This is a genomic window from Stenotrophomonas sp. JAI102, from assembly GCF_013409105.1.
Taxonomy (GTDB): domain Bacteria; phylum Pseudomonadota; class Gammaproteobacteria; order Xanthomonadales; family Xanthomonadaceae; genus Stenotrophomonas; species Stenotrophomonas maltophilia_AA.
Genome location: NZ_JACCCI010000002.1, coordinates 1 through 22,240 on the forward strand (window position 1 = coordinate 1; position 22,240 = coordinate 22,240).

The 22,240-nt window shown below is 68.0% G+C and carries 15 protein-coding genes and 1 rRNA gene; 10 read left to right on the plus strand and 6 right to left on the minus strand.

Going from position 1 to position 22,240, the window contains the following annotated elements; genetic code table 11:
* Window positions 1-86 (plus strand): 5S ribosomal RNA (rrf, locus tag HDC96_RS08715); the annotation flags it as partial.
* A gap of 609 nt (window positions 87-695) precedes the next feature.
* Here rrf and HDC96_RS08720 read toward each other — a convergent pair.
* The 3 genes from HDC96_RS08720 to hemH form a co-directional block, all read right to left on the minus strand.
* Window positions 696-2,426 carry a methyl-accepting chemotaxis protein gene (locus HDC96_RS08720; RefSeq protein WP_179459663.1) on the minus strand — a complete coding sequence of 577 codons (1,731 nt, stop codon included), beginning with the start codon at window positions 2,424-2,426 and terminating at the stop codon, window positions 696-698.
* Between the two features lie 364 nt (window positions 2,427-2,790).
* A complete protein-coding gene (locus HDC96_RS08725; protein WP_179459664.1) occupies window positions 2,791-3,639 on the minus strand; it encodes an alpha/beta hydrolase in 849 nt (282 codons plus the stop codon).
* Entirely contained in the window at window positions 3,636-4,598 is a 963-nt protein-coding gene (hemH, locus tag HDC96_RS08730; RefSeq protein WP_179459665.1) for a ferrochelatase, read from the minus strand. Before hemH ends, HDC96_RS08725 begins: the two co-directional genes overlap by 4 nt.
* 187 nt (window positions 4,599-4,785) lie before the next feature.
* Between hemH and HDC96_RS08735 the strand changes: the two genes are divergently transcribed.
* The 4 genes from HDC96_RS08735 to tatC all read left to right on the plus strand — a co-directional run bounded on the left by HDC96_RS08735 (window position 4,786) and on the right by tatC (window position 7,275).
* The gene (locus HDC96_RS08735; protein ID WP_179459666.1) at window positions 4,786-5,676 is read left to right on the plus strand and encodes a YSC84-related protein; all 891 of its coding nucleotides are present in this window, start codon (window positions 4,786-4,788) and stop codon (window positions 5,674-5,676) included.
* Between the two features lie 73 nt (window positions 5,677-5,749).
* Window positions 5,750-5,977 carry a Sec-independent protein translocase subunit TatA gene (tatA, locus tag HDC96_RS08740; protein ID WP_179459667.1) on the plus strand — a complete coding sequence of 76 codons (228 nt, stop codon included), beginning with the start codon at window positions 5,750-5,752 and terminating at the stop codon, window positions 5,975-5,977.
* 15 nt (window positions 5,978-5,992) lie between these two features.
* On the plus strand, window positions 5,993-6,529 hold the full coding sequence (gene tatB, locus HDC96_RS08745; RefSeq protein WP_179459668.1) for a Sec-independent protein translocase protein TatB: 537 nt from the start codon (window positions 5,993-5,995) through the stop codon (window positions 6,527-6,529).
* On the plus strand, window positions 6,526-7,275 hold the full coding sequence (gene tatC, locus HDC96_RS08750; protein ID WP_176987773.1) for a twin-arginine translocase subunit TatC: 750 nt from the start codon (window positions 6,526-6,528) through the stop codon (window positions 7,273-7,275). Before tatB ends, tatC begins: the two co-directional genes overlap by 4 nt.
* A 43-nt stretch (window positions 7,276-7,318) precedes the next feature.
* Here the strand turns inward: tatC and HDC96_RS08755 are convergent, their stop codons facing one another.
* The 3 genes from HDC96_RS08755 to HDC96_RS08765 form a co-directional block, all read right to left on the minus strand.
* A complete protein-coding gene (locus tag HDC96_RS08755; protein WP_179459669.1) occupies window positions 7,319-8,218 on the minus strand; it encodes a BPSS1780 family membrane protein in 900 nt (299 codons plus the stop codon).
* 136 nt (window positions 8,219-8,354) lie between these two features.
* Window positions 8,355-9,074, minus strand: coding sequence for a glutamine amidotransferase (locus HDC96_RS08760; RefSeq protein ID WP_179459670.1), 720 nt, complete (start codon window positions 9,072-9,074; stop codon window positions 8,355-8,357).
* Window positions 9,046-10,884, minus strand: coding sequence for a GspE/PulE family protein (locus tag HDC96_RS08765; protein ID WP_179459671.1), 1,839 nt, complete (start codon window positions 10,882-10,884; stop codon window positions 9,046-9,048). The genes HDC96_RS08760 and HDC96_RS08765 overlap by 29 nt, the downstream gene beginning before the upstream one ends.
* Window positions 10,885-10,965: 81 nt before the next feature.
* On the opposite strand from HDC96_RS08765, the gene glyQ reads away from it, so the two are divergent.
* The 5 genes from glyQ to HDC96_RS08790 all read left to right on the plus strand — a co-directional run bounded on the left by glyQ (window position 10,966) and on the right by HDC96_RS08790 (window position 22,130).
* Complete coding sequence (gene glyQ, locus HDC96_RS08770) at window positions 10,966-11,877, plus strand: glycine--tRNA ligase subunit alpha (protein ID WP_176987777.1); 912 nt, start codon at window positions 10,966-10,968, stop codon at window positions 11,875-11,877.
* Window positions 11,874-13,970, plus strand: coding sequence for a glycine--tRNA ligase subunit beta (gene glyS / locus HDC96_RS08775; protein WP_179459672.1), 2,097 nt, complete (start codon window positions 11,874-11,876; stop codon window positions 13,968-13,970). Before glyQ ends, glyS begins: the two co-directional genes overlap by 4 nt.
* 278 nt (window positions 13,971-14,248) lie before the next feature.
* On the plus strand, window positions 14,249-16,033 hold the full coding sequence (locus HDC96_RS08780; RefSeq protein ID WP_179460369.1) for an autotransporter assembly complex family protein: 1,785 nt from the start codon (window positions 14,249-14,251) through the stop codon (window positions 16,031-16,033).
* Window positions 16,030-19,875: a translocation/assembly module TamB domain-containing protein gene (locus HDC96_RS08785; RefSeq protein WP_179459673.1), complete on the plus strand. Its 3,846-nt coding sequence runs from the start codon at window positions 16,030-16,032 to the stop codon at window positions 19,873-19,875. Before HDC96_RS08780 ends, HDC96_RS08785 begins: the two co-directional genes overlap by 4 nt.
* 107 nt (window positions 19,876-19,982) lie before the next feature.
* On the plus strand, window positions 19,983-22,130 hold the full coding sequence (locus HDC96_RS08790; protein ID WP_179459674.1) for a S46 family peptidase: 2,148 nt from the start codon (window positions 19,983-19,985) through the stop codon (window positions 22,128-22,130).
* The last annotated feature ends 110 nt before the right edge of the window (window positions 22,131-22,240 follow it).

A 22,240-nucleotide genomic window follows, 5' to 3' on the forward strand; every position in this document is an offset into this window, starting at 1 on the left:
CGATCCCATCCCGAACTCGGAAGTGAAACGCAGCTGCGCCGATGGTAGTGTGGCCTAAGCCATGCGAGAGTAGGTCATCGCCAGGGTTTTTACCCCGAAAACCCCGCTGCTCATGCAGCGGGGTTTTCTTTTTTGTCCGCGATTCAGCCATTCCGCGACTCAGCGACCCAGCGATCCTTCCAGGCGGTGACGAAAGTTGAGTAACGCCACCTTCCCCGCCGGTCGGCGCTTTCCCGAGTCGGGCATTCTGGGGTGGTGCGAGTCCTTTCCTTCACGCGGCGCTTCGGCCGGCGCCTGCAGGTCAATCGATATCGCCCTCCCGATCAGGCATGGAGCTGGCTGTCGCGGCAGCTTGGACGCTGATCTTGGTGTGCTGTCTCTGTGGGTGCCCGTGGTCACCGCGCTGCGCGGATTGGCCATGCGTGCGTAAGCGAGCCTGGTTCGGGGCGCGAGGCGCCACAGACGTGCCGCTGGACGCGGCGAAACAGCTGCTGTCGCCGGGCAGTGATGGGGTGTCTGCTTCGACCGATGAGGTCGGGGTATCGCTGTCGTTACGCTCTTTGGCCAGCGCGTCCGCTGCATCGGGCCCGGAGGCCAACACAACCATCGCGTGTCAACCAGGCGGTCGAGCATGTCGCCGCCTGGCTGCAGGTCGCGCGCCGCAGCGGGGCGCTGGGCGTTGAGGCAGATGAGGCTTACGCGACTGCGCGGCAGGCCTGTTCCTGATGACGGAACACCGCCACCGCCTGGGTCAGGTCCGCGGCCTGGGCTTCGAGCAGGCGTGCGGCGGCACTGGCTTCTTCGACGAGGGCGGCATTCTGCTGGGTCGCATCGTCCATCTGTGCCACGGTCTGGTTGACCTGATCGATACCCGCCGCCTGCTCCTGCGAAGCCGAGGAAATCTCGGCCATGATGCCGCTGACGCTGGCCACGCTGCTGACGATCTCGCCCATGGTCTGCCCGGCGTCCTGGACCAGGCGCGCGCCTTCGGCGACCTGCACCACGGAGGCATCGATCAACCCTTTGATCTCCTTGGCCGCGTCGGCGGATCGCTGGGCGAGGATGCGCACTTCGCTGGCGACCACCGCAAAGCCGCGGCCCTGCTCGCCGGCACGGGCCGCTTCGACGGCAGCGTTGAGTGCCAGGATGTTGGTCTGGAAAGCGATGCCGTCGATCACCCGGGTGATATCGCCGATCCGTTGCGACGCGGTCTGGATCGCATCCATGGTCGTTACCACCTGGCTGACCACCTGGCTGCCGCGCGTGGCGACATCATGCGCACCGTGCGCCAGCGCGCTGGCCTGGCGTGCGTGCTCCGCGTTCTGGCGCACGGTCGATGTCAGCTCCTCCATCGAGGCGGCGGTCTCTTCCAGATGCGCGGCCTGGCGCTCGGTGCGCTCGGACAGGTCATCGTTGCCGCTGGTGATTTCGTGGGCGGCGAGCGAGATGGAGCCGGTGCACTGCTTGATGCGTTCCACCATCGCGGTCAGCTGCTCGGCGGTGGCATTGGCGTCGCGCTGCATGGCCTGGAACGAGCCATGGAAGTCGCCGTGCATGCGCTGGTCCAGGTCGCCATCGGCCAGGGCCGACAGCACGCGGCGGATCTCGCCGACCGTGCCGCCCACGTTGTCCAACAGCTGGTTGATCCCGCCGGTCAGGCTATTGAGGAAGCTGGCGCCACCGTCGGTGGCCTGCAGCCGACGATCAAGATCGCCCTTGCTGGCAGCCTCGACGATGTCCGCCACCGCAGTCTCCAGCAGCAGTTCGTGGGTGCGGTCATGCCACTCCACCGCGAAGCCCTGGCGCTGGCCCTGCGCATCGAACACCGGCGTCACCACCTGGGCGAAGTGCACCGGGCCGATCCGCACGCGACCGTGGTGGGTGACCATCAAGGTGTTGAGGATGCCGCGGATGCGGTCCGGATCCACATGGAAGCGGTGGATGCTGCTGCCGACCAGGCGTTCGGCGTCGAAGTCGGGGAAGGCCTCGCGCAGGCTGGCCTGCTGGTTGCGCAGCAGGCTCACCACCGCCTGGTTGACGTAGCGGATCACGTGGTCGTTGTCGGCGATCATCATCGCCGTGCGCGAGACGTCCAGTGCCTGTCTTACCTGGGCGTCATGGGCATGCCCGATGCTGTCGCGGGCGTGGTCGCGCGCCGCTTCCGCAGCCACGGAGATCGATCGCTGCTCGGCCTGCCGCAGGGCGTGGGCCTGCTGCCGCGAACGCCGCGCCACCAGGCCCAGCAGCACGGCTGCGACCGCGATGAAGGGCATGGCCCACGGCTGCCGCTGCCAGATCGCCGTGGCCACGGCCGCGGCAAGCAGCACGCCCGTCGCGAGCAGATACGCGGTGTCCACGGAGACCCGGGGCGATCGCGCGCGCCGTTGGTCGGGCGGTCGGGAGGTGGCAGCAGGAAGGGCGGACATGGCGGCTCCAGGGTCAGTAGAAAGCAGAGAGCCCGCGGCGCGTACGCACGCAGGCGGATGCCGCACCCGTCACCGGCGTAGCGGTGGGTGTGGCAGCGGGAAGAAACGGATGGGTGCGCAGGGAACGGGCAGCGGCGGACGCCGCGTCGGCGGTGGCGATCACCGCCGGCAGGGCCCGGTCCTGTGGGCGATGGCACGGCCAATCCGGCATTGCGACGACGTTCCCTGGAAGCCTGGGTGATGCGCGGCTTCGCAACGGCGGAGCAAGCGACGACAGTGCGGCCGAGGAAAATCGGCCTGCATTATCGGTATCGGTCGCTGCCGGGATAAGTTGAGTGCGACCGTGTGTCGCACCGCGCCGGGACTACCCGGCCAGGAAGGCCCGGATCACCTTGGCCACCAGCTGCGGATGCTCCATGTGCAGATGATGCGTGCCCGGGAACACCGCCAGGCGACCGTCGCGCAGCAGCGAGATGCGTTCGCTGCGCAACGGCTCGGGGTAATAGGCCTGCGCCGGGGTGGCGTAGATCACCTGGGTCGGGCATTCGATCGCCGCGAGCAGGTCATCGATCTGCGCTTCGCTCAGGCGCATCGCGGTGGGCAGCATCAGGCGCTGATCGCTGCACCAGCTGTACCCGCCGTCGACCGGTTTGACACCACGCTCCACCAGCAGCCGTGCGCACGGCTCGCTGAGCTGGTTGGTCATCATGCGCGCGCGGATCGGTGCGGAAAGGTCGGGAAACACACGCAGCCTGCGGGTGGGCAGCGCACGGGCAGCACGCACATGCTCGCGCAGGCGCTGTGCGGTTTCATTCTCGGGCCCGCGCAGGCCGCCCAGCGCTTCGATCGCGACCAGGCGTTCCACGCGTTCCGGTGCGGCGGCCGCGGTAAGGCTGGCGATGCCGGCGCCCATCGAATGGCCGAGCAGCACGAAGCGGTCCCAGCCCAGCGCATCGGCGACGTCGAGGACATGGCAGATCGCACCGGGCGTGTTGTATTGCGTACCGGGCGGCAGATGCGCGCTGTGGCCGTGGCCGGGCAGATCGATCGCGACCAGCTCCAGCCCGGGCAGCTGCGCCGCCAGCGGGACGAAGCTGGCGGCGTTGTCGAGCCAGCCGTGCAGGGCGAGCACACGCTGGCCGCCCGTGCCCGGGGAGCGCAGACCGGCCACCGTGGTGCCGGCAACCGTCAGCGAGAAGGACGCCAGGGTCACGCCAACGCCGCGATGCTCAGCCGCGACAGCGCCAGTGCATGGGCCTGTGCGTCGTTGAGGCAGGGGATGTAGCGCATCGTCGCGCCCCGCTCGGCGACGGTTTCGGTGAAGCCCATCGCCACTTCTTCCAGGGTTTCCAGGCAGTCGGTAGCGAAGCCGGGGCAGACCACGTCCATGCTGCGCACGCCGCGTTCGGCCATCGCCCACAGCGTGGGTTCGGCGTAGGGCTGCAGCCATTTCTCGCGACCGAACCGCGACTGGTAGGTCAGCTGCCAGGCATCGTCGCTCAGCTCCAGCGCCTGGGCGATCGCATGCGCGCTGGCTTCGCAGCGCTGCGGATACGGATCGCCGGCGTCGGCCAGGCGCTGCGGAATGCCGTGGAAGGAAAACACGAGCGTCTCGCCGCGGCCATGCTGGTCCCACCATTGGCGGATGCTGCCCGCAACGGCGGCAACCCAGTCCGGATCAACCGCGTAATCGCGCACCAGGGTCACGGTCACCCCGGGGTGCTTCGGCTGCCATTCGCGCACCTGGTCCTCGATCGAGGCGGTGGTGGTGGTCGAATACTGCGGATACAGCGGCAGCACCACGATCCGCTTCATGCCCTCGGCGGCCAGACGATCCAGCTCGGCAGGCAGCGCGGGGATGCCATAGCGCATCGCGTGGCGCACCCGCAGGTCGGGCATCAGGCCCTGCATGGCCTCGGCCAGGCGGCGGGTGTAGACCATCAGCGGGGAGCCGTCCGGCAGCCAGACCTGGGCGTACTTGGCGGCCGAGCGACCACTGCGCAGTGGCAGGATCAGCCCGTACAGCAAGGGTTTCCAGAACAGCGGCGGAATCGCGACCACGCGCGGATCGCTGAGGAACTCAGCCAGGTAGCGACGTACCGCCGGGGCGGTTGGCGTCTCGGGCGTGCCTAGATTGACCGCCAGCACGGCGGTGTCGGGTGCGTCGATCATGGTGTCATTCTCGCAGGTCTAAGCGATTGGCGGGATGGATTTGGATGATGAACGTGATCCAGCAGGCATATCGATAGCCCGGAATACTCATTGCCGATTCATCGCGGGCCTTCTAACGTCGAGAAGCGTATCGACCCCGGGCGTACCTGCCGCTATCTTGTATGAATCGACTTTCTGGAGCCCACCCATGCGCCGCCTCAGCCTTGTACTGCTGATCTCCGCCAGCCTGCTGTCGACCCAGGCGATGGCCGGGCCACAGGAGGACCAGCGCGCCCGCAATGCGGTGCGCGTCCTGAATGAAATCCAGGACATCCCCGAGCAGGGGATTCCGGACAAGCTGCTCGACGAGGGCCGCGCGGTCATCGTCATTCCCGACACGATCAAGGCCGGCCTGGTGATCGGTGGCCGTCGCGGCCACGGGCTGATGTCGATCAAGACGCCGGACGGCAGCTGGTCCAACCCGGTGTTCGTCAAGCTCACCGGCGGCAGCATCGGCTTCCAGGCCGGCGTGCAGTCCTCCGACGTGGTGCTGGTGTTCCGCAATGACCGCAGCCTGGACAATCTCGTCAACGGCAAATTCACCCTGGGCGCCGATGCCGGCGTCGCCGCAGGCCCGGTCGGCCGCAACGCCGCCGCCGCCACCGATGGCCAGCTGAAGGCCGAAATCTGGTCCTGGTCGCGTGCCCGCGGCCTATTCGCCGGTGTGGCGCTGGATGGCGCCGTGCTGCAGATCGACGATGCCGCCAACCTGGATGCCTACGGCAGCAACACCACGCCGCGCATGGTGTTCGAAGGCCGCGTCGGCGAGCCGCCGTCGGTGGACGTGGTCGCCTTCCGCGATCGCCTGGAAGAAGCCACCTACACCGCCCGCGAGAAGCGTGGCACTGCCGGCAGCGCGCCCGCACCGGCGCCGCGTGCTGCTGCCGTGCCGGTCCGACCTGAACAGGCACCGGCCCCGGCCGCCGCTGGCGCGACCACCGCCCCGCTGCAGTCCGTGCCGGCGCAACCGGCCCCGCAGCAGGGCTTCCAGCCGGTCGGCGACGGTGAAGTCCGTACCGAATCGCTGGACGGCAACTGACTTTTGTCACGCGCGCCGGCTTACCGCCGGTGCGCTATGCTCAACCGTCTGATCACTACGTAACGAGCGAGTCATGGGCAGTTTCAGCATCTGGCATTGGTTGGTCGTGCTGGTCATCGTTCTGCTGGTGTTCGGCACCAAGAAACTGACCAGCGGCGCCAAGGACCTTGGCAGCGCCGTCAAGGAATTCAAGAAGGGCATGCGCGACGAGGACAAGCCGAACGCGCAGCTCAGCGACAGCTCGCGTCCGCAGGACTCGACGACGAAGTCGCAGACCGAGCACGACCGCGACCCGCGCTGATCCGGGCGGCTTGGCGTGTTCGATATCGGTTTCAGTGAACTGCTGGTCATCGCGGTGGTGGCCCTGGTCGTGCTCGGCCCCGAGCGGCTGCCCAAGGCCGCCCGCTTCGCCGGGCTGTGGGTGCGCCGTGCGCGCAGCCAGTGGGATTCAGTGAAGCAGGAGCTCGAGCGCGAGCTGCATGCCGAAGAGATCAAGCGGCAGTTCGATGATGTGAAGTCTTCGGTGCGCGATACCGAGTCGCAGCTGCGCGCCAGTGGCGAAGCGGTCCGCCGCGAAGCCGAACAGATGCGTCAGGACCTGGCCAGGCGGGGCGATGACGTTGCCAGGGGAGCCGACGACGAACCGGTGATGACCGGTCCCGCACCGGGCTCCCCGGCCAGCGTGGCCCAACATGTGGTGGCGACCGACGAGGCCGAGCCGCCACGCGATGCGATGTCGCCCCCCGGGATAGATGGCAGCGCGCCACGTGCGGAGCAGCCCGCGGCCTCCCCGGCCCTGGCGGACACCGCGCAGCGCACGCCTGCGCCGCCGAGCGAGGAGACGCCGCGATGAGCGAGCATGAAAGCAGCGAGAGTTCGCTGGTCGAACACCTGATCGAACTGCGTGCGCGCCTGGTGCGTGCGTTGATCGGCCTGGGCGTGGTACTGCTGGGCCTGATGCCGTTTTCGCGGCAGATCTACACGATGATCGCCGAACCGCTGATCTCGCAGCTGCCGAACGGGCAGACGATGATCGCGACCAACCCGGCCGGTGCCTTTTTCGCGCCGTTGAAGCTGACCTTCTTCGTGGCGGTGTTCATCGCCGTGCCGTGGCTGTTGTTCCAGCTGTGGTCGTTCGTGGCGCCGGGCCTGTATGCGCGGGAGAAACGCCTGGCGGTGCCCTTGCTGGCCTCGTCGGTGCTGCTGTTCTACCTGGGCTGCGCGTTCGCGTACTTCCTGGTGTTGCCGGCGGTATTCCACTTCCTCACCACGTTCCGCCCGGAAGTGATTGCGATCACCCCGGACGCCACCGCGTACCTGGATTTCGTGCTGGCGATCTTCTTCGCCTTCGGTACCAGCTTCGAGCTGCCGGTGGCGATGGTGATCCTGGTGCTGCTGGGCTGGATCACGCCGCAGCAGTTCAAGGAAGGCCGCGGTTACGCGATCGTCGGCATCTTCGTGCTGGCCGCGGTGCTGACGCCGCCGGACGTGGTCTCGCAGCTGATGCTGGCCATTCCGATGTGTCTGCTCTACGAGCTGGGCATCCATGCCGCGCGCTGGCTGGTGCCACGCGCGGGCGGGAAAGAACAGCCGGAGTGACGCACAAACAGAAACCCCGGCCTTGGCCGGGGTTTCGTTTTGATCAGGCCGCGAACACGTTGTTCGGGCCCGGCATCGGCGGCGGGGTCTGCGGCCCCTGCTGGCCGAACATCTGCTTCCACGCGGTGTAGATGGCACCGGCGAAGACCGGCATCACCACGCCCATCAGCAGCACCTGCGCAACGAACAGGGCGATCATCGTGCCGCCGATCAGCTGCGCGACCAGGGCCACCAGCATCACGCCGAAGTAGATCGCGAACACGGCCACGAAGGCGAGCAGGAAGAACACCACCATCGCCAGCACGTTGTGCAGGCAGGCGCGCAGGCTCAGGCGCATCGCCTGCAGGCCGTTGCGGTGTTCGAACATCACCTGCGGCGGCAGGGTGAACAATGCCAGCGCCATCGCCAGGAAGGTCACCACCACCAGCGCCAGCCAGAGCAGGATGCGCATCGCCGGCAGGCTGGCCATCAACTCTTCGATCTGGGCCGGGTCCGGCTGCGCGCCGGACTGGCTGATCGCGTTGAGCTGCACCATCACCTCGCTCAGGTGCTGCAGGCCGCTGCTGCCGATCAGCACCAGCAACAACACGCCCAGGAACAGGCCGGCCACCAGCTGCGGCAGCAGCGAGGCGAGCAGGTTCAACGCGCGGCCTTCCTGCAGGCCCTGCAGCAGGTGCGCAGGCTGCGCGACGCGACCCTGGTCGACTTCGCGCACGGCCCAGACCAGGCCGCCGAAGAACAGCGGGCCGGCCAGCGCCATCAACAGCTGTGCCAGCGAGCTCAGCGCCGGGCTGACCATCGCCAGCGACATCACCAGCAACGCGGCCACGGCCCAGATCACGCCGAGCAGGCCCAGCGCCAACGGCGCCTTGCGCAGCAGGGTGAAACCCGACACCAGCCATTCCGCGCCGGCGGAGGCCGGCAGCTTGCGAATCTCGCTCATAACATTCCGGGACAGGGGAGAAGGCGCGAACGCCCGAGTGCGGTCGATTATCCCTGTTTTCCCGACGCGTGACCTGAAGGCCGGCATGCGCGGCCCGGACGCTGCGTTGCGCCCGGAGGCGGTACCGGCGCAGGTGTCAGGCGTTGCGTGCCTGGCGGACGAAACGGCGCAGCAGCTGGCGGGCCAGCGGCGCGGCGCTGACCTCGCGGGCGACGCTGCGCGCGCAGCCGCCGTGCTGGCGGATGCACTCGGCGCGGGCGCGGACATAGCCGCGCATGTGGTGGGTGGCGAACTCGGGATGGAACTGGACGCCCCAGGCATGCGCGCCCCAGCGGAACGCGTGGCAGTTGTCCTGTGCCGAGCGCGCCAGGATCGCCGCGCCCTCGGGGGCGCGCAGCACCGTCTGCAGGTGGGTGGCATGCGCCGGGAATCGCGCCGGCAGGCCGCCGAACAGCGGATCGTCGACGGCCGACGGGTCGAGCGCCAGTTCGATCGTTCCGGACTCGCGTCCGGCCGGGTTGTAGGCGACTTCGCCGCCCAGCGCGTGGGCCAGCAGCTGGTGGCCGTAGCAGATGCCGAACACCGGGCGGTCGTCGTGGGCGGCATCGCGCAGCCACTGCGCGCTGCGCTCGCTCCACTCGGCGCGGTCGGTGACGTAGGCGGCCGAGCCGCTGACGATCACCCCGGCGAAATCGCGGTGGCTGGGCAGGGTACCGCCGTGCTCCACATCGACCACCACCGTCTCATCGGCATCCAGCCCGGCCGCGACCCGGATCCAGTGCGAAAACCGCCCGTAGCGGCGCAGCGAGGCGACGGGTTGACCGGTTTCAAGAATCAGGAACGGGGCGGAATTCATCCGGGGGAGGCAGGACCGAGAGGACTTCCTCGATTGTAGTCAGCCCTGCCGCCACCTTTTCAAGCCCCGCGCGGCGCAGGGTTCGTACCCCTTCAGCACGTGCGGCACGGTTGAAGGCGGCCAGATCCATGTCCGCGCGGATGTGCCGGCGCAGGCTGGAACCCAATGGCAGCAACTCATACAGGCCGACGCGGCCAAGGAAACCGGTGCGCCGGCAGTCGATGCAGCCGACCGGTGCATATGGCGTGGGCGCCTCAGGTAATGCCGCATCGGCATCAGTCAGCACCGCCCATTGCTCGGCCGAGAGCACGGTGGGCACCTTGCAGCTGGTGCACAGGGTGCGCACCAGGCGCTGGGCCAGCACCCCGTTGAGGGTGGAGGCGAGCAGGTAGTGCGGCACGCCCAGATCGAGCAGGCGGGTGATCGCCGAGGGGGCATCGTTGGTATGCAGGGTGGACAGCACCAGGTGGCCGGTCAGCGACGCCTGGACCGCCATCTGCGCGGTCTCCAGGTCGCGGATCTCGCCAATCATGATGATGTCCGGGTCCTGCCGCAGCAGGGTGCGCACGCCGCTGGCGAAATCCAGGTCGATGTTGGTCTGCACCTGCATCTGGTTGAATTCCGGCGCGATCATTTCGATCGGGTCTTCCACCGTGCAGACATTCACGTCCGGCGTGGCCAGCCGCTTGAGCGTGGAATACAGGGTCGTGGTCTTGCCCGAGCCGGTCGGGCCGGTGACCAGCACGATGCCGTGCGGGCGCTCGACCAGGGCGGTCCAGCCGGCCGCCTCCTGCGGGCTGAAACCCAGCTGGTCGATGCTCTTGAACGCCGCATCCGGGTCGAAGATGCGCATCACGCACTTTTCGCCGAACGCGGTAGGCATGGTCGACAGGCGCATTTCCACTTCGCGCCCGCCCGGTGAACGGGTCTTGATGCGGCCATCCTGCGGGCGCCGGCGCTCGGCCAGGTCCATCCGGCCCAGCACCTTGATCCGGCTGACCACGGCGGTCATCACCGCCGGCGGCACCTCGAACACCTTGTGCAGCACCCCGTCGATGCGGAAGCGCATGCGCCCCATGTCGCGGCGCGGCTCCAGGTGGATGTCCGAGGCGCGCTGCTCGTAGGCGTACTGCAGCAGCCAGTCCACGATGTGCACGATGTGCTGGTCGTCGGCATTGACGTCGCCGGCGCGGCCCAGCTCGACCAGCTGCTCGAAGCTGGGCAGGGTGCTGCTGGTCTCGCTGCGCACATCGCCACGGGCGCCGCGCACCGAACGGGTCACCCCGTAGAACTCCATGGTGTAGCGGTGCAGGTCGAGCGGGTTGACCATGGCCAGCTCGATCCGGCGGCGGCTCAGGTGCTGCAGGTCGCGCAGCCATTCCTGGGCCAGCGGCTCGCTGGTGGCGACCAGCACGCGCTCGCTGTCCACGGCCAGCGGCAGGAAACGGTGGCGGCGCGCGTAGGCGTGGGAGACCAGCGCGGTGACCGCCGAGACGTCGACCCGGGTCGGGTCCACCCGCAGGTAGCGCACGCCCGCGCGCTGGGCCAGCCACTCGCTGAGGCGCTCCAGGCCGAGCTCGCCGCCGGCGCTGGCGCCCAGCTTCAGGTTGGCAAGCAGCACCAGCGGATGGACCTCACTGGCGTTGCGCGCGCCCTGGGCGGAGAAACGGATGCGCTCCAGGTCCGCGGCGGCGACCAGGCCATCGGCGACCAGCGCCGCGGCGACCTGGTCGAAATCGAGGCGGCCGTGTGGCAGGGGCAGGCCCCCCTCAGGGACGCTGGCAAACGCCGCTGGCAGGCGTGGTTCCATCCTCCATTTCCCCAGGCACGGAAGGCCCGTGCGGTCGGTCGCTATACTAGCGCACCCCTTCTGCAGGCAAGAATCCGCCGCATGTCCGCCACTCCGAACGTTCCGATCACTTTCCAGGGCCTGATCCAGACCCTCAACCAGTATTGGGCGCAGCAGGGCTGCGTGCTGATCCAGCCGCTGGACCTGGAGGTCGGTGCCGGCACCTTCCACCCGGCCACGTTCCTGCGCTCGATCGGTCCGGAAAGCTGGAATGCCGCGTACGTGCAGCCCTCGCGCCGCCCGACCGACGGCCGCTATGGCGAGAATCCCAACCGCCTGCAGCGCTATTACCAGTACCAGGTGGCGATGAAGCCGAGCCCGGACAACATCCAGCAGCTGTACCTGGATTCGCTCAAGGCGCTGGGTATCGATCCGCTGGTGCACGACCTGCGCTTCGTCGAGGACAACTGGGAATCGCCGACCCTGGGCGCCTGGGGCCTGGGCTGGGAAGTCTGGCTCAACGGCATGGAAGTCACCCAGTTCACCTACTTCCAGCAGGCCGGCGGCCTGGAGTGCAAGCCGGTGCTCGGCGAGATCACCTACGGTCTGGAGCGCCTGTGCATGTACCTGCAGAACTGCGACAACGTCTATGACCTGATCTGGACCTACGGTCCGGACGGCACGCCGGTCACCTATGGCGATGTGTACCTGCAGAACGAGATCGAGCAGAGCACCTACAACTTCGAATACGCGGATGTGGACGAGATGTTCCACCGCTTCGATGCCTGCGAAAAGGAAGCACAGAAGCTGGTCGATGTCGGCCTGCCGCTGCCGGCCTACGAGCAGGTCTGCAAGGCCAGCCATGCGTTCAACCTGCTGGATGCCCGCCGCGCGATCAGTGTGACCGAGCGCCAGCGCTACATCCTGCGCGTGCGCGCGCTGGCCCAGGCCGTGGCCAGGCTGTACGAGGCCAAGCGCCTCGAAGCCGTCGCCGCCAAGGAGGTGCAGGCATGAGCACGATGCAGCCGCTGCTGATTGAACTGGGTACCGAAGAACTGCCGGTCAAGGCGCTGCCGGGCCTGGCCCAGGCCTTCTTCGATGGCATCGTCGACGGCCTCAGCAAGCGTGGCGTGGCCATTGAACGTGGCGATGCCAAGCCGCTCTCGACCCCGCGCCGCCTGGCCGTGCTGCTGCCCGGCGTGGCCGTTGAGCAGCCGGAACAGCATTCCGAAGTGCTCGGCCCGTACCTGAACATCGCGCTGGATGCCGAGGGTCAGCCGACCAAGGCGCTGCAGGGCTTCGCCGCCAAGGCCGGGATCGACTGGACCGCGCTGGAGCGCACCACCGATGCCAAGGGCGAGCGCTTCGTGCACCGCTCCACCACGCCGGGCGCGCGCACCGCGACCCTGCTGCCGGAGATCCTGCGCGAGGCGATCGCCGCGATGCCGATCCCCAAGCCGATGCGCTGGGGCAGCCACACCTACGGCTTCGCCCGCCCGGTGCATTGGCTGGTGCTGCTGCACGGCCCGGACATCATCGAGGCCGAGGTGCTGGGTCTGAAGGCCGACCGCATGAGCCGCGGCCATCGCTTCATGCATGACAAGACCGTGTGGCTGAGCGCGCCGGAGGACTACGTCGCCTCGCTGCAGGCCGCCTATGTGCTGGTCGATGCCGACGCGCGCCGCGCGCGCATCGTCGAGCAGGTCAACGCGGCGGCCGCCGAGGCTGGCGGCCAGGCGCGCATCACTGCCGACAATCTGGAGCAGGTGGTCAACCTGGTCGAGTGGCCGGCGCCGGTGCTGTGCAGTTTCGAGCGCGAGTTCCTGGCGGTCCCGCAGGAAGCGCTGATCGAGACGATGGAGATCAACCAGAAGTTCTTCCCGGTGCTCGATGCCGGCGGCAAGCTGACCGAGAAGTTCATCGGCATCGCCAACATCGAGTCCAAGGACGTCGCCGAAGTGGCCAAGGGCTACGAGCGCGTGATCCGTCCGCGTTTCTCCGATGCCAAGTTCTTCTTCGACGAAGATCTGAAGCAGGGCCTGGAATCCATGGGCGACGGCCTGAAGACCGTCACCTACCAGGCCAAGCTGGGCTCGGTGGCCGACAAGGTGGCCCGCGTGGCCGCACTGGCCGAGGCCATCGCGCCGCAGGTGGGCGTGGACCCGGTGCTGGCCAAGCGCGCCGCGGTACTGGCCAAGAACGACCTGCAGTCGCGCATGGTCAACGAGTTCCCGGAACTGCAGGGCATCGCCGGCCGGCATTACGCCGTGGTCGGCGGCGAGTCGCCGGACGTGGCGCTGGCCATCGACGAGGCGTACCAGCCGCGCTTCGGTGGCGATGACATCGCGCTGTCGCCGCTGGGCAAGGTGCTGGCGATCGCCGAGCGCCTGGACACGCTGGCCGGTGGCTTTGCCGCAGGCCTGAAGCCGACCGGCAACAAGGATCCGTTCGCGCTGCGCCGCAATGCGCTGGGCCTGGCCCGCACGGTGATCGAGAGCGGGTTCGACCTGGACCTGCGCGCGCTGGTCGCCACCGCCATCGCCGGCCTGCCGGCGGGCGTGCAGCCCAGTGCCGAGCGCAAGACCGAGGCGCTGCCGCAGGAGCTGTACGACTTCGTGATCGACCGCCTGCGCGGCTACTACGCCGACAAGGGCGTGCCGGCCACGCACTTCAACGCGGTCGCCGAGTTGAAGCCGGCCTCGCTGTACGATTTCGACCGCCGCATCGATGCCATCGGCACCTTCGCCGCGCTGCCGGAAGCCGAGGCGCTGGCCGCGGCCAACAAGCGCATCCGCAACATCCTGCGCAAGGCCGAGGGCGACATCCCGGGCATGATCGACCCGGCGCTGCTGGCCGAGCCGGCCGAGAGCGAACTGGCCGAAGCGGTGGAAGCGGCGATCGACGACAGCAACGCCAGCCTGCACCAGAAGGACTACGTGAGCGTGTTGAACCGGTTGGCGCGCCTGCGCCCGCAGGTGGACGCGTTCTTCGATGCGGTGATGGTCAATGCCGAGGATCCCGCGCTGCGGGCCAATCGCCTGGCCCTGCTCAAGCGCCTGGGCGACCGCCTGGGCAGCGTGGCGGCGATCGAACACCTGTCCAACTGACGCTGCGGGGCAGGACGCCCCGAGGCTCACCAGAAGGCGCGACGGCTTCGGCGGTTCGCGCCTTCTGCGTTTCAAGGGGGTGGCCGGCGCACTGCGCACCGTTCGCGCCGGGAACATCATGAGGCGTCGCGGACGGTTCTGTCCGACACCGTGCCGGCATCGCTCAGGGTCGATGCGTCAGCAGCGACTTTCTCGTGGAATTTAACGGCGTCTTCACTGCCGTTCTGAAACGGTCACGCCGATTTCGCATGCCCGCGATGGCCCGTTATGCTGTCGCCATGCAGCCAACGAAATTCGCCCTTCCCCTGATGTTCCTGTCCCTTGCCACCGCCTCGGTGGCACATGCGCGGGGGACCATCGAAAAAGTGGACATCAAAGGACTGGACAAGGGCGACGACGCCGAGATGATCGAGAACATCGAGGTCTCGCTGTCCCTGTACGACACCATCGGCAAGGTCCAGGGCGAGTCGCGCCTGGAGTACCTGTTGTCCCAGGCCGAGCGCCAGACCCGCGAGGCGCTGGAGCCGTTCGGGTACTACAACCCGACCATCACCGTGGACAGCCCCCGCGAAGGTGAAAACCTGCGCGTGGTGATCCAGGTCGACAAGGGGCCGCCGACCCTGGTCCGCCGCGAACACATCGACATCACCGGCCCCGCCCAGCTGGACCAGTACCTCCAGGAAGACCTGGAGGACTTCAAGCCGCGCAAGGGCCAGCGTTTCGAGCACACCGAATACGAGGCCAGCAAGATCCGGGTGACCCGGCGCCTGGCCGAACGCGGTTACTTCGATGCCGACTTCACCCAGCGCCAGGTCCAGATCACCCGCGCCGAGAACGCCGCCGACGTCGATCTCACCTGGGACAGCGGGCGCCGCTACAACATGGGCGAGATCCGCTTCCACCAGAATTACTTCGTCGACAAGCTGTTCGACCCGCTGGTGTACTGGGACGAAGGCAGTTACTTCCACGAAGGCAAGCTCGACCGCCTGCGCGAGTCGCTGACCAAGCTCGATTACTTCAGTGTGATCGACATCCAGCCGCGCCCGGACCAGGCCAACGAAAACGGCGACGTGCCGGTGGACGTCAGCCTGACCCGGGCCAAGCGCACGATCTACACCGCCGGTCTGAGCTACGGCAGCGAGAGTGGCGCCGGTGTGCGCGGTGGCCTGGAGCGGCGGTTCCTCAACAGCCGCGGCCACAAGATGAACACCCAGCTCGACTACGCGCAGAAGCGCAAGAGCCTGGTCACCAGCTACCGGATCCCGGGTTTCGCGTGGCTCGATGGCTGGTATGCGTTCACCGCCAGCGCCTATGACGAGCAGACCGATTACATCGACCTGCGCAACTTCAAGCTGTCGGCCAGCCGCAGTGGCGAGATCAACGAGTACTGGACCGCGATCGCCTCGATCAACGCCCTGCGCGAGCGCTGGCGGTATGCCTCCGGCACCGAATTCACCGACGCCGTCTACAACACCTCCACCCTGGTCTACCCGCAGCTGGTCGCCGACTACGTCAACGTCGACGATGAGATGTTCCCGCGCCGCGGCCTCAGCGGCAGCGCGACCCTGCGCGGTGGCATCGAGGGCGCCGGCTCGGACACCAGCTTCGTGCAGGCCAACATGGTGCTGCGCTGGTATGTGCCGATCGGCGACACCGACCGCCTGATCCTGCGCGGTGAGGGTGGCACGACCTGGACCAGCGATCTGGTGGCGATGCCGCCGAGCCTGCGCTTCTTCGCCGGTGGCGATCGCAGCATCCGCGGTTACGCTTACCGCGAAGTCGGCCCGCGCACCGCACCGCCGGACAAATTCGCGCTCGGCGCGAAGAACCTGGTGGTCGGCTCGGCCGAGTATGAGCATTACTTCAAGGGCGGGCCGTGGGGCGCGGCCGTGTTCGTCGATACCGGCAGCGCGTTCGACAACACCATCGACCTGCACACCGGCGTGGGCTTCGGCGTGCGCTGGAAATCGCCGGTGGGTCCGGTGCGCGTCGATGTCGCGCACGGCCTCAACAATCCGGATTCGCAGTTCCAGCTGTACCTGAACATCGGAGCGGACCTGTGAGCACGCCGACGCCTTCCGCACCCGCCACCCCGCCGCCGCCGCGCGTGCGTTTCTACCGCAAGCGCCGCTTCTGGGCGTGGTCCGGCTTCACCGTGCTCGGCCTGGTGCTGCTCGCGCTGCTGCTGGTGTACTGGCTGCTGCAGACCGTGGCCGGCCGCGATGTGCTGCTGGCCCAGGTGGTCTCACGCTTGCCGGTCGGCGCGTCGCTGACGTGGAGCAAGGTGGATGGTCCGGTCGCCGGGCCGCTGGTGCTGCACGATCTGGACTTCCGCTACGACGACATCCATTTCACCGCCGAGCGCGCCTATCTGGATCCGGACATCCGGCCGCTGCTGGGTCGCAAGCTGCAGCTCGATGCCTTGCAGATCAAGAACGCGACGTTGAACCTGGCCAAGAGCGATGAGCCGTTCGAGCTGCCCTCGTGGCCGGACTCGCTGCCGCAGATCGAAATGCCGCTGGCGATCCAGGCCGACACCATCATCATCGATGGCTTCCGCATCACCCAGGCACAGCAGCCGCTGATCGACATCGCCAAGGTGCGCGGCGGCGTGGAGATCGCCAATGGCGAATTCCGCGCGACCCAGCTCAAGGTCGACAGCGACATGGGCGATTTCCGCGTGGACGGCCGTTATCTGCCGCGCAGCGATTACGACACCGACATCACCATCGGCGCGCTGATGCCGGCCCCGCGCGGGCGCACCCCGGCGCGGCTCGGCCTGGTCGCACGCGGCGATCTGGGCCATATGGAAGTGGCGATCGCCGGCAACGCGCCGGCGCCGCTGCAGGCCAGCCTGGTCTTCGATGGCCGCACCGATCCGGTGTGGAAACTCACCGCGCGCAGCAGGGAACTGGACCTGGCGCTGCTGGTACCGGGGATGGATGCGAGCACCAGCACGCCGATGGCGCTGGACGTGCAGGCCGACGGCAAGGGCGGCCAGGCCAATCTGCAGGGCAGCTTCAAACAGGGCGACATCGCGGTGGAACTGGCGCCCTCCAAGGTGGGCCTCGCCGACCAGGTGCTGACCGTCTCGCCGCTGCAGGTGAAGGGCTTCGGTGGGCAGGCGCGGCTGGAAGGCGTCGCCGATTTCACCGACAAGGAAAACGCCAGCCTGCGGTTCTCCATCATCGCCAACGACCTGACCTTCGTGCCCGCTGCCGATACCACCACCCCGGGCGCCGCGGCGCCGGTGCCGGTGACGTTGAAAGAAGCGCGCATGGGCCTGGCCGGTACGTTGAAGGCGTGGGCGGCGGTTGGCCGTGCCTCGGTCGAACGCGAGAAACAGGTCGCCGACCTGACCTTCGACGTGCGCGGCAACGATCAGGCCGCGATCATCAAACAGCTGCAGGCGAGCACGCCGGGCGGTTCGCTCGATGTCACCGGCCAGGTGGCCTGGGCGCCGCAGCTGGACTGGGACGTGGCCGCCAAACTAGCTGGCTTCGATCCGGGCTACTTCGCCCCGGGCTGGGACGGCAAGCTGTCCGGTTCGCTTGCCTCGAAGGGTCGCCAGCTGCCGCCGCCGGCCGGCAGTCCGGTCGGCACCGCCGGCAGCTATGAAGCCACGGTCGATGTGCCCGGCATCAAGGGCACGCTGCGCAAACGCCCGTTTGATGCGCAAGGCAGGTTCGCGCTGCGCGGCGAGCAGGGCGAAGGCAATCTCAAGCTCGCGGTGGGCAGCAGCCGACTGACCGCCAAGGGCTCGGTCGGCGACCGCCTGGATATCGATGCGCAGCTGGACCCGGTGCAACTGGCCGACCTGCTGCCCAACAGCAGCGGCAGCCTGCGCGGCCGCGTGCTGATCAAGGGCGCGCGTACCGCGCCGGACATCACCGCCGATCTGGTCGGCAGCGGCCTGCACTGGGACGACTGGAGCGCCGAGGCGATCAGCATCAAGGGGCGCCTGCCCTGGCAGGGCGACAGCGGCACGCTGGCGGTGCAGGGCAGCAAGGTGCAGGTGGGCATGCTGCTGGACACGCTCAACGTGGACGCCCGCGGCAGTCTGTCCAATCTGCGTCTGGATGCACAGACCAAGAACGAACTGGGTGCGGTCGCGCTGCAGGGCGGCGTGCGCCAGCAGGGCCAGACCTGGCGCGGTGATCTCACCGCGCTGCGCATCGCACCGATGAAGGGCGATGCCTGGAGCCTGCGCGCACCGGCCACCTTCAGCGTGCAGGGCAGCACCTTCACCCTGAGCGATGCCTGCCTCGGGTCGGCCACCGGTGGGGCACTGTGCGCCAGCGCGAACTGGCCGCGCGAAGGCCTGCTGGTGCGTGGCGATGCGCTGCCGCTGGCGCTGGTGCAGCCGTGGCTGCCGCCGCAGTCCGGGCGTCGCATCTACCTGCGCGGTGAAGTGAATCTGGATGGGCGCATCCGCCCTCGCGGCAACGCGTGGGAAGGCAGCGCCTCGGTCACCTCGCGCGAAGGCGGGGTGCGGCTGGGCGACAACGCGCGTGGCGAGCTGGTGCGCTACGACCAGTTCTCGGTGAACCTGGAGATGACCCCGCAGCAGATCAACGCCAAGCTCGGTGTCGGTTTCCAGGGCGACGGCTTCGTCGATGCGAAGGTGCAGACCGGCTGGGACGCCAACGCACCCCTCAACGGCGAGCTGTACATGAACATCGCGCGGCTGTACTGGCTGGAGCTGTTCTCGCCGGACATCGTGCGTCCGACCGGGCTGATCGAAGGCCACGTGAGCCTGCGCGGCACGCGCGGCACGCCGTCGCTGGGGGGGGAGGCGACACTGAGCAAGTTCAAGGGTGAGTTCCCCGCGCTGGGGCTCACCTTCGCCGAGGGCAAGGGCAGCTTCACCGCGCAGCCGGATGGCTCGGCCAAGATCACCGCGCAGGCCAACTCCGGCAAGGGCACGCTGTATGTCGATGGCGGGTTGTCCTGGTTCGGCGATGCCCAGCCGCTGCAGCTGCATATCCACGGCGAAAACGTGTTGCTGGCCAATACCAGCGAGTTGCGCGTGATCGCCAACCCGAACCTGGACTTCACCCTGGCCGGCAGCGCGATGCAGCTGCGCGGCACCGTGCATGTGCCCGAAGCGGACCTGGACCTGGAGCGGCTGGATCGGGGTACCTCGGTCTCCGAAGACGTGGTGGTGCTCGATCCGGTCGATCCGGAAGAGGGCCCCAGCTCGCCGCTGGACATGGACCTGACCGTGAGCCTGGGCGACAAGGTCAAGATGGCCGGGTTCGGCCTGAAGGGTGCGCTGACCGGCAAGATGCAGGTATGGGCGCGCCCCGGCCGCGAGATGACCGCCAACGGCGGACTGGAAGTCAGTGGCCGCTACAAGGCCTACGGACAGGACCTGACCATCACCCGCGGCAACTTGAACTGGAACTACAACGCGGTCTCCGATCCGCGCATCAACATCCGGGCCCAGCGCGCCGTCGGCGATGTCACCGCCGGCATCGACGTGACCGGGCGGGCGCAGTCGCCACGCGTGGATGTGTGGTCGGAACCGGCGATGTCGCAGTCCGAAGCACTGGCCTACCTGGTGCTGGGCCGCAGCCTCACCGGGGCCAGCAGCGACCAGGCCCAGCAGGTCAACGCGGCCTCGGCGGCGCTGTCGGCCGGCAGCGGCCTGCTCGCCTCGCAGCTGGGAGCCAAGCTCGGCCTGGACGACGCCGGCGTGAGCCAGTCGCGCGCGCTGGGCGGCTCGGTGATCGGCTTCGGCAAGTACATCTCGCCCAAGCTCTACATCGGCTACGGCGTCTCACTGGTCGGCAGTGGCTCGGTGCTGACGCTGAAATACCTGCTGCGCCGCGGCTTCGATGTGGAGCTGGAATCGAGCACGGTGGAGAACCGTGGGTCGCTGAACTGGCGAAAAGAAAAGTAGATCACGACCGTTGGTCGTGATGCGGGTGCTTGCCCAACCATCGGCCGTTGCCCCTGCCGGGCGCAGCGGCTAAGGTCTCGGGCTGTTCTGACGTACCGGATGTGCCCATGTCTTCACGCAAACCCCTCACCGCCGCGCTGGCGCTTGGCCTGACCCTCGCCGCCGGCGCCCATGCCGATGAAGGCATGTGGATGCCGACCCAGCTGCCGGACCTGGCCAAACCGCTGAAGGCGGCCGGCTTCAAGGGCAACCCGGGCAACCTGGCCAACGTCACCGCGCCGCCGCTGAGCGCGGTGGTGCGGGCCGGTGGCGGTACCGGCTCGTTCGTCTCCGACGACGGCCTGCTGCTGACCAACCACCACGTCGCCATGGGCGTGATCCAGTACAACAGCTCGGCCGAGCACAACCTGATCAACGACGGCTTCATCGCCAAGGGCCGCAGCGATGAGCGCGCGGCCAACCCGGATTTCCGCGTGCTGGTCACGGTCGGGTTCGACAAGGTCACCGATGACGTGCTGCGCGATGCGCGCGGCAAGACCGGGCGTGCGTACTTCGACGCGGTGGACCGCGCCAGCAAGCAGCTGGTGGCCGACTGCGAGAAGGAAGGCAACATCCGCTGCAGCGTGGCGGACATGTACTACGGCACCGATTTCTATCGCATCCGCCAGCTCGAGCTGAGCGATGTGCGCCTGGTCTATGCGCCGCCGCGCGCGATCGGCAACTACGGCGATGAGATCGACAACTTCATGTGGCCGCGCCACACCGGCGATTTCACCCTGCTGCGTGCCTACGTCGGCAAGGACGGCAAGCCCGCGCCGTACAGCGTGGACAACGTGCCCTATCACCCGCCGGCCCACCTGAAGATGGCGATCGACGGCCCGAAGACCGGCGATTACGCGATGCTGGCCGGCTATCCGGGCATCACCTACCGCCATCGCACGGCCGCGGAATTCGCCAGCCAGATCGACGCGGTGCTGCCGCGCCGCGTGGCGGTGTTCCAGCAGATGATCGACACCATCGAGGGGGCCAGTGCCAAGGACGCCCAGGCACGTACCCGTTACGCCTCACAGCTGCAGTCGCTGAAGAACAACCGCAAGCGGGCCGCCGGTGAGCTGGAAGGCCTGCTGCGCAGCGATGCCAAGGCGCAGCGTGCCGCCGATGAAGCGGCGATGCTGCAGGCCACCGATGCGAAGTACCAGGGCGACATCCAGTCGCTGCTCACCTCGCTGTCCAGCGGTGCCTCGGTAGGCGAGCGCGATCTGCTGCTCGACCTGCTCTCGGCGCAGAGCCAGCTGCTGCGTTCGGCATTGACCCTGGAACGCCTGCGCATCGAATCGACCAAGCCCGATGCCGAGCGTGACAGCGGCTACCAGCAGCGCGATCTGGCGCTGATCGAAGGCGTGCTCAAGCAGGTCCAGCGCCGGTACGACCCAGCCATCGAAAAGGCCCTGCTGACCACGCTGCTGACCCGTTACCAGCAGCTGCCGGAGGCGCAGCGCGTGCCCGAGTTCGATGCCGCCTTCGGCCGCACCCCGGCCGCGCTGGTCAAGACCCTGGACACGCTGTACGCCAGCACGCATCTGGGCGACGAAGCCGAGCGCCTGTCGCGCTTTGCTGCGGCGAAAGCGGGCAAGGCGCTGGCGCGCGATCCGCTGATCGATCTGGCCGGCCCGCTGGTCGCCGCGCAGCTGCGCCTGGATGACGAGCGCAAGACCCGTGAGGGCGAGCAGCTGCGCCTGCGCCCGGCCTACATGCAGGCCCTGTTCGCCTGGCGTGCCAAGCAGGGCCGTGCGGTGTACCCGGATGCCAACCGCACGCTGCGCATCAGCTACGGCAAGGTCGAAGCGCTGTCCCCGCGCGATGCGGTTCATTTCGACCCGGTGACCACCGTGGCCGGGATCGTCGAGAAGAACACCAACGCCTATCCGTTCGATGCGCCCAAGCCGCTGCTGGACGCGATCGCCAAGGGTGATTTCGGCTCCACCGCCGATCCGGTGCTGAAGACCCAGACGGTCAACTTCCTGACCAACCTGGATACCACCGGCGGCAACTCCGGCTCGCCGGTGCTCAATGCCAAGGGCGAGCTGATCGGCCTTAACTTCGACAGCAACTGGGAGTCGGTCAGCGCCAGCTGGTGGTTCGACCCGCGCTTCAAGCGCGCGGTGCACGTGGACATGCGCTACCTGCGCTGGCTGCTGGCCAAGGTCTACCCGGCACCGGAGCTGCTGAAGGAAATGGGCGTGCCGGCCGAGTAAGGGGCATCGCCGGTCAGGATCGTCGTGACCGGCGACAGCCGTTTCCAACGGGTGGCATGCCTTGATTCGACTGCCACCTTTGTCGCATTTGGCTCGCTTCCGGGTGGCAG

Coding starts and splice junctions, on each gene's coding strand:
- HDC96_RS08720 (WP_179459663.1), bottom strand. CDS start 2,426: ATGTCCGCCCTTCCTGCTGCCACCTCCCGACCGCCCGACCAACGGCGC.
- HDC96_RS08735 (WP_179459666.1), top strand. CDS start 4,786: ATGCGCCGCCTCAGCCTTGTACTGCTGATCTCCGCCAGCCTGCTGTCG.
- HDC96_RS08765 (WP_179459671.1), bottom strand. CDS start 10,884: ATGGAACCACGCCTGCCAGCGGCGTTTGCCAGCGTCCCTGAGGGGGGC.
- glyQ (WP_176987777.1), top strand. CDS start 10,966: ATGTCCGCCACTCCGAACGTTCCGATCACTTTCCAGGGCCTGATCCAG.
- HDC96_RS08755 (WP_179459669.1), bottom strand. CDS start 8,218: ATGAGCGAGATTCGCAAGCTGCCGGCCTCCGCCGGCGCGGAATGGCTG.
- HDC96_RS08790 (WP_179459674.1), top strand. CDS start 19,983: ATGTCTTCACGCAAACCCCTCACCGCCGCGCTGGCGCTTGGCCTGACC.
- HDC96_RS08760 (WP_179459670.1), bottom strand. CDS start 9,074: ATGAATTCCGCCCCGTTCCTGATTCTTGAAACCGGTCAACCCGTCGCC.
- glyS (WP_179459672.1), top strand. CDS start 11,874: ATGAGCACGATGCAGCCGCTGCTGATTGAACTGGGTACCGAAGAACTG.
- tatA (WP_179459667.1), top strand. CDS start 5,750: ATGGGCAGTTTCAGCATCTGGCATTGGTTGGTCGTGCTGGTCATCGTT.
- HDC96_RS08780 (WP_179460369.1), top strand. CDS start 14,249: ATGCAGCCAACGAAATTCGCCCTTCCCCTGATGTTCCTGTCCCTTGCC.
- hemH (WP_179459665.1), bottom strand. CDS start 4,598: ATGATCGACGCACCCGACACCGCCGTGCTGGCGGTCAATCTAGGCACG.
- tatC (WP_176987773.1), top strand. CDS start 6,526: ATGAGCGAGCATGAAAGCAGCGAGAGTTCGCTGGTCGAACACCTGATC.